Here is a 6,093-nt window from a genome sequence, read left to right as displayed (position 1 = left end):
AGGTGTTAAAAGAGTAATTGGTTTTACCCCGCCTATCAAAGGTAAAATTCCTAATGCCACGGTGGCGGCAATGCATCTTGCAGGCGCCGATGAGATCTACCTGCTTGGTGGCATGCAGGCTATGGTGGCAATGGCAGTAGGTACCGAAACAATTGAGAAGGTTGATATTATTGTTGGTCCCGGCAACGCCTATGTGGCAGAAGCAAAAAGACAATTATACGGAAAAGTTGGAATTGACCTCTTTGCAGGTCCTACAGAAATACTCGTTATTGCAGATGATACTGCCGATGCAGAAATGGTCGCCTGCGATATACTTGGGCAGGCAGAGCATGGTCCCACCTCTCCCGGTGCTTTGATAACTACTTCAGAGAAACTGGCCCGCGAAACGCTGGTGGAAATAGAAAGGCAGTTACAGGTTCTGCCAACCGCTGATATAGCCCGCGTAGCATGGGAAGAAAACGGATCCATCATACTGGTTGCCGATGAACAGGAGGCGCTAAAGGAAGCGGATGATCTTGCTTATGAGCATGTGGAAGTACTTACAAGGGATCCCGATTTTTTCCTTAACAACATGACAAATTATGGCGCATTATTCCTGGGTCCCGAAACAAATGTTGCTTACGGCGATAAGGTCATAGGTACAAATCATACGTTGCCGACTAATAAGGCTGCCAAATACACTGGCGGACTATGGGTAGGTAAGTTTTTGAAAAACTGTACTTATCAGAAATGCACTCCCGAAGCCAGTGTTATCATTGGCGAATACGGGATGCGTTTATGCGAGATAGAAGGTTTTATGGGACATAAGGAACAGGCAGCCCTGAGGGTCAGGCGCTATGGCAAGGAGAAGGAGATAAAATAAATATGGCTTTTTGGTTAAGGTGTTTTCATATCACCTCTTATTACAAATTAAACGATAGCTATGCCTAAAGATTCATTAGACAATTATTCAGGCGGTGGAAAACTGCACCGGAGAAATTTCATTCAATTTGGTACTGTTATGGCTGGTGGTTTCATGCTTACGCCACTTCTAACAAAGGCAGGAAGAATATCCGACATTACTGCCGCCGAAGAACTGCCATGGTTCCAGAAGCCATTACGTATCATGCATACAGTATTGCGTGAAATAGATGCCAAAAACTATGATGCCAAAGCAGTAGTCGATTACCTAAATAAAGGCGGTTATAATACTCTTTGTGTTAATGCTGGTGGTATCGTTGATTTTTTCCAGAATGATCTTCCTGCTGCAAACGTAAATAAATTGATGGGTAGCAGGGATATACTGAAAGAAATTACCACGGCTTGTAAAAATGCCGGGATAAAAGTAATCGCCCGTATAGATTTCCGCGGTGCAGAAGAACATATTTATAACAAATTTCCCGACTGGTTTAAAAAAGATCCGGATCAGAAACCGGTAAAGACGAATTATACCAACCCTGCACTTTATGAGGCATGCTATACAGGTAAATATCGCAATGAATACGGAAATCAATTTGTAAGCAAAGTTCTTAAAGAATATGCAGTAGATGGAATCTGGCACAATGCCCCAAGTTTCGGCGGAATCTGCTATTGTCCTTCATGCAAAGCCGGCTATAAAACAGCTTCTGGTAAAGAACTTCCCCTAATTGCCTCTGCCACCGAAGAAGAACTCGACAGTTACATGACCTGGAAGGCCCAGGCAGCGGACAAATACATGGATGGGATTAAGAAAACAGTGAAATCATTTGGCGCGGATAAGGCTTATACGGCAGAGGTTTTTAGTATTTATGGTGTAGGTCAGAAGATTGATGGCGGGATAGATCTTGACAGTGCGCGCAGGCATTTTGATATATTAGTGAGTGTTGCTTTTCTTACAGAAAACGGGCAGGGGCAATTCTTTCCTTACGAAAACCTCAACTATGGCAGTACCATTATTAAGTTTCTAAAATCAATGGTTCCGGAAAAAGAGGCAGTTGTAATGTATGGTGGCAATGGAACTACTCACCGGCTGGTAATTGATCCGCCAATAGATCTGAAGATCTGGTTGTGGCAGATATTGTCAGCTGGCGGCAGGTTCTGGAATTGTTATTTTACAAATGTGCCTACCCAAACATCCGACAACCGGAATGCCTTTAATGAAACAGATGTATACATGTTTGTAAAGGCAAACGAAAAAATACTGGAACAGCATATACCGGTGGCAAACATAGCAATCTATTATTCAAAGCCTACCCGCATATCATATAGAAAAAAATCAATAGAGGAAGATCGTTTCGGCATGGAAATAAGAGGTGTTGAAGCCATCATGATGGAAAATCATATTCCGCATGATTTTATGTTGGATGACCAGATCAGCAAAGAAAGGCTCCAACGTTATAAGATAATTATATTACCCAATATAAGGTGCATGGGTGATGAAGAAATAGCGTTGTTGAAAGAATATGTAAGTAATGGTGGTACGCTGATAGCGACTTATGCAACCAGTCTTTATGATGCAGATGGTAAAGAGCGAAAGGACTATGGGTTAAGTGAATTGTTTGGTGTTAGCTATGCAGGCAAAAAAGAGAACACCCGTCGCGATAACTACCAGTTCATCTTAAATAAAAAGCACCCTTTGGTGGCTCCCGATAGCGCACAGACAGAGCTGTTGTTTAATGCTGGTTTTACGGCACTTTGCAAACCGGCAAAGTCAGCGGATGTGATCTGCACCTGGGTTCCTACCATTCAAAACCAGCCACCTGATAAATCGTGGGTTGATAAGTTTTCGACAGAATATCCAACCGTTGTTGAGAACGCTTATGGCAAAGGCAGGGTGATGTATTTTGCGAACCAGCCGGACCTGTTAAGTTACCAGGTGGGTCATCCCGATTCCCGTAACCTGCTCTTAAGAACAATAAGACTTTTTGCAGGCAATTCGATACCGATTGAAAGTAATGCTCCATCGAGTGTAAATATTGGTTTAACAAAATCACTGATTAAGCCCGGGCAATATATATTGTCGCTTGTAAATACTACATCGGGTCCTGTTCGTCCTATACGTGAACTGATACCAGTCAATGGCATAAATGTGAAGCTAAAATTAGATGGCCGTTCGGTAGAGAGTCACAAAGTATTGCGCTGCCAGGGCTCCTGTAAGGTTACTACTAACGGGCAAAACATTGAACTGAACATTAGTAAGCTGGAAGATTTTGCGGCCGTACATATACAGATGAAGGCTTGATCATTAAAACCTGGTGTTTCACAAGAAATGATCAAAAATTTATTTATGAAAATTATCTGATGTTGCTTGCAGCCACCAATGTACCAGATAAGAATATAGTATTTAACATCATTGTATTGTTACTATGGATATACTGATCATTCTTTTCGCTTTACTATTTCTGATATTTGTTGCATACCGTGGATTCAGTGTTATCCTGTTTGCTCCCATAGCGGCTTTGCTGGCTGTTTTGCTGACAAGTCCATCACACGTGCTTCCTTATTTTTCATCCATATTCATGGAGAAAATGGTAGGCTTCATTAAGTTGTATTTTCCTGTCTTCCTTTTAGGGGCGATTTTTGGTAAGTTGATTGCCATGTCGGGCTTTGCTAAATCCATCACTGCTTTTATAGTAAGGATGTTTGGGCGCGATAAGTCGATACTGGCGATCGTGGTGGTTGGTGCCATACTTACCTACGGAGGGGTTTCGCTTTTTGTAGTGGCTTTTGCGCTGTACCCATTTGCATCCGAACTATTTAAAGCAGCAAATATCCCTAAACGGCTCATACCCGCAACCATTGCTTTAGGGGCTTTTACCTTTACAATGGATGCCTTTCCCGGCACACCGCAGATACAGAATATCATACCCACCTCATTTTTTCATACAGATGCCTGGGCAGCACCATGGCTGGGTTTGATCGGTGGCAGCTTTATTTTCGCAATGGGCATGATTTATCTTCAATGGCAAAAAAGAAAGGCTGAAAAAAAAGGTGAAGGTTATGGTGAAGGTCACGTGAATGAACATACGCAGATCAGCGGTGAAAAACTGCCTTCACCCGTTATAGCTGTTCTTCCATTATTGCTCGTGGGTATTTTTAATAAACTGTTCACCGCAGTTATTCCGCAGTTTTATGGCAAATCGTTCGATTTTTCGTTGATAGGTATCAGTGATGTTCCGCCGATTGATATACCGAAGCTCACCGCAATCTGGGCCGTTGAAGCTGCCTTGCTGATCGGTATCATTACGGTTTTAATATTTGCTTTCAAACAAATAAAACGGAGCTTCAACAGTGAAATAAATATCTCAATCGGAGGTGCACTCCTGGCCACGCTTAACACCGCTTCGGAATATGGATTCGGAGGTGTAATTGCAATGCTTCCGGGATTTAAAGCGGTAAGCTCAGGAATATCCTCCACCTTTAAAGATCCGCTGGTAAATGAAGCAATTACAGTTACGACCTTATCCGGTATAACAGGTTCCGCATCGGGCGGCCTTAGCATAGCGCTCGCCGCTATGCACGAAACTTATATCGAACAAGCTCTGAAATTGGGGATTCCAAACGAAGTATTGCACAGAGTTGCCTCCATGGCAAGCGGGGGGATGGATACGCTTCCACATAATGGCGCAGTTATTACCTTGTTGGCCGTTACAGGCCTGACCCATAAACAATCATATAAAGACATATTTGTATTGACAGGTTTTAAAACCGCAGGGGTGTTTTTAATCATAGTTTTATATTATCTGTTTGGCATCGTTTAATTCACCGAATAATATTTTTTCATATTTAATAATCTCTTTATGTCAGGAAACCGCAGAAAATTTATTTCAGAATCTATAATAGGTGGCATGGCCGCCGCAGCATTACCACTGCTTCCTTTTAATTTAAAAGGGAACGATATTACTGACAAACCTTTGCAGGGCGGTGGTTCTGTGAAAGAAAATTACGCCAGGCTGGACCAGATTCTCAAACAACCAGTATTCAGGAGGCAGCATTTTTCTGAACCGGTGATCATTAAAAGTGTTGAGTTGCTGAGGTACGAAAATAATTTTTTGTGTCGTGTGCGTTCTACCAATGGCGCAGAAGGTATTGCAGTTGGTCATAGTGGAAATATGCGCTCCCTGTATCCGATTTTTGTTAATCTTCTTCAGTCATTTTTTATTAATAAGGATGCCCGTGACCTCGACGAAATAATGGAGAAGGTATATATCTATAAACTGAATTTCCGCTTAAATGGTATGGCGCTCGGTGTGCCCTCTGCGATGATTGAATTCGCTATTCTCGATATGATGGGAAAAATTGCCAACAAAACAATGGGGCAGATGATAGGAGATATTCAGCATCCATTTGTGGAAGTATACCAGGCAACCGAGTACCGTGAGAAATCAGTTGAGGAATCGATGGAACTGATCACCAGGGATGTGGAAGAATACAATGCAAAAGCTCTTAAGATTAAAATAGGTGGGTTAATGTTTATGTTCGATGATATGCGGCATGTGCCGCCGGCCGGGAGAACAGAAAAAATTATACCCCTGGTTAGAAAGGTGTTTGGAGATAAGATGACCTTATATGCGGATTCCAATGGCTTTTATTCGGTGGAAGAAGCTATTCGGGTAGGCAAACTGCTGCAGGAATATAAATTTGAATTTTTTGAAGAACCTGTTTACTTCGACTGGCGTGAGGAGACAAAGCAGGTAACCGATGCGCTTAAAATTCCAATAGCCCTCGGCGAACAGGAAAACAGTATGCACGGTTTCCGATGGTTAATTGCCAACAAAGCTATCGAGATTGTTCAGCCCGATACCTTCTATTTCGGTGGATTTATTCGCTCAATGCAGGTAGCAAGGATGGCTCATGCGATGGGTATTAAATGTACTCCGCACATGACAGGTGGCGATCTTGGGTTCCTTTATATGATGCATTTTGTTTCGGTTTTGCCCAATGCGATTCAATACCATGAATTCAAGGGCTTCAAAACAAACGTGGTTTACGAGTGCAAAACCTCGCCAATTCAAAGTGTAAACGGGAAAGTGAAAGTTCCTACAGGCCCTGGATTAGGTATTGACATTGATCCTGATTATATCAGGAAACACCAGTTGGTAAAAGCATAAATTCGAAATAAAACCACTTCAAAAT

The 6,093-nt window shown here is 42.3% G+C and carries 4 protein-coding genes; all 4 read left to right on the top strand.

The genetic code is table 11. The features are described from left to right. A partial coding sequence (gene hisD / locus VK664_RS22135; RefSeq protein ID WP_461400887.1) for a histidinol dehydrogenase occupies positions 1-862 on the top strand: 862 nt, incomplete at its 5' end. A 60-nt stretch (positions 863-922) separates the two neighbouring features. Then, positions 923-3,199 carry an alpha-amylase family protein gene (locus VK664_RS22130; protein ID WP_461400886.1) on the top strand — a complete coding sequence of 759 codons (2,277 nt, stop codon included), beginning with the start codon at positions 923-925 and terminating at the stop codon, positions 3,197-3,199. A 124-nt stretch (positions 3,200-3,323) separates the two neighbouring features. After that, positions 3,324-4,718, top strand: coding sequence for a GntP family permease (locus VK664_RS22125; RefSeq protein WP_461400885.1), 1,395 nt, complete (start codon positions 3,324-3,326; stop codon positions 4,716-4,718). Between the two features lie 39 nt (positions 4,719-4,757). Then, positions 4,758-6,068: a mandelate racemase/muconate lactonizing enzyme family protein gene (locus VK664_RS22120; RefSeq protein ID WP_461400884.1), complete on the top strand. Its 1,311-nt coding sequence runs from the start codon at positions 4,758-4,760 to the stop codon at positions 6,066-6,068. Positions 6,069-6,093 lie beyond the last annotated feature (25 nt).

It is taken from the genome of Flavitalea sp. (assembly GCF_035489435.1).
Lineage (GTDB): Bacteria > Bacteroidota > Bacteroidia > Chitinophagales > Chitinophagaceae > DATHKG01.
Note: the sequence above shows the minus strand (reverse complement) of the source record. Positions and strands in the feature narration are given on the sequence as shown.

Bases quoted from the DNA above. Each gene is read 5' to 3' on its own strand.
- VK664_RS22130 (WP_461400886.1), top strand. From the start codon at position 923: ATGCCTAAAGATTCATTAGACAATTATTCAGGCGGTGGAAAACTGCAC.
- VK664_RS22125 (WP_461400885.1), top strand. From the start codon at position 3,324: ATGGATATACTGATCATTCTTTTCGCTTTACTATTTCTGATATTTGTT.
- VK664_RS22120 (WP_461400884.1), top strand. From the start codon at position 4,758: ATGTCAGGAAACCGCAGAAAATTTATTTCAGAATCTATAATAGGTGGC.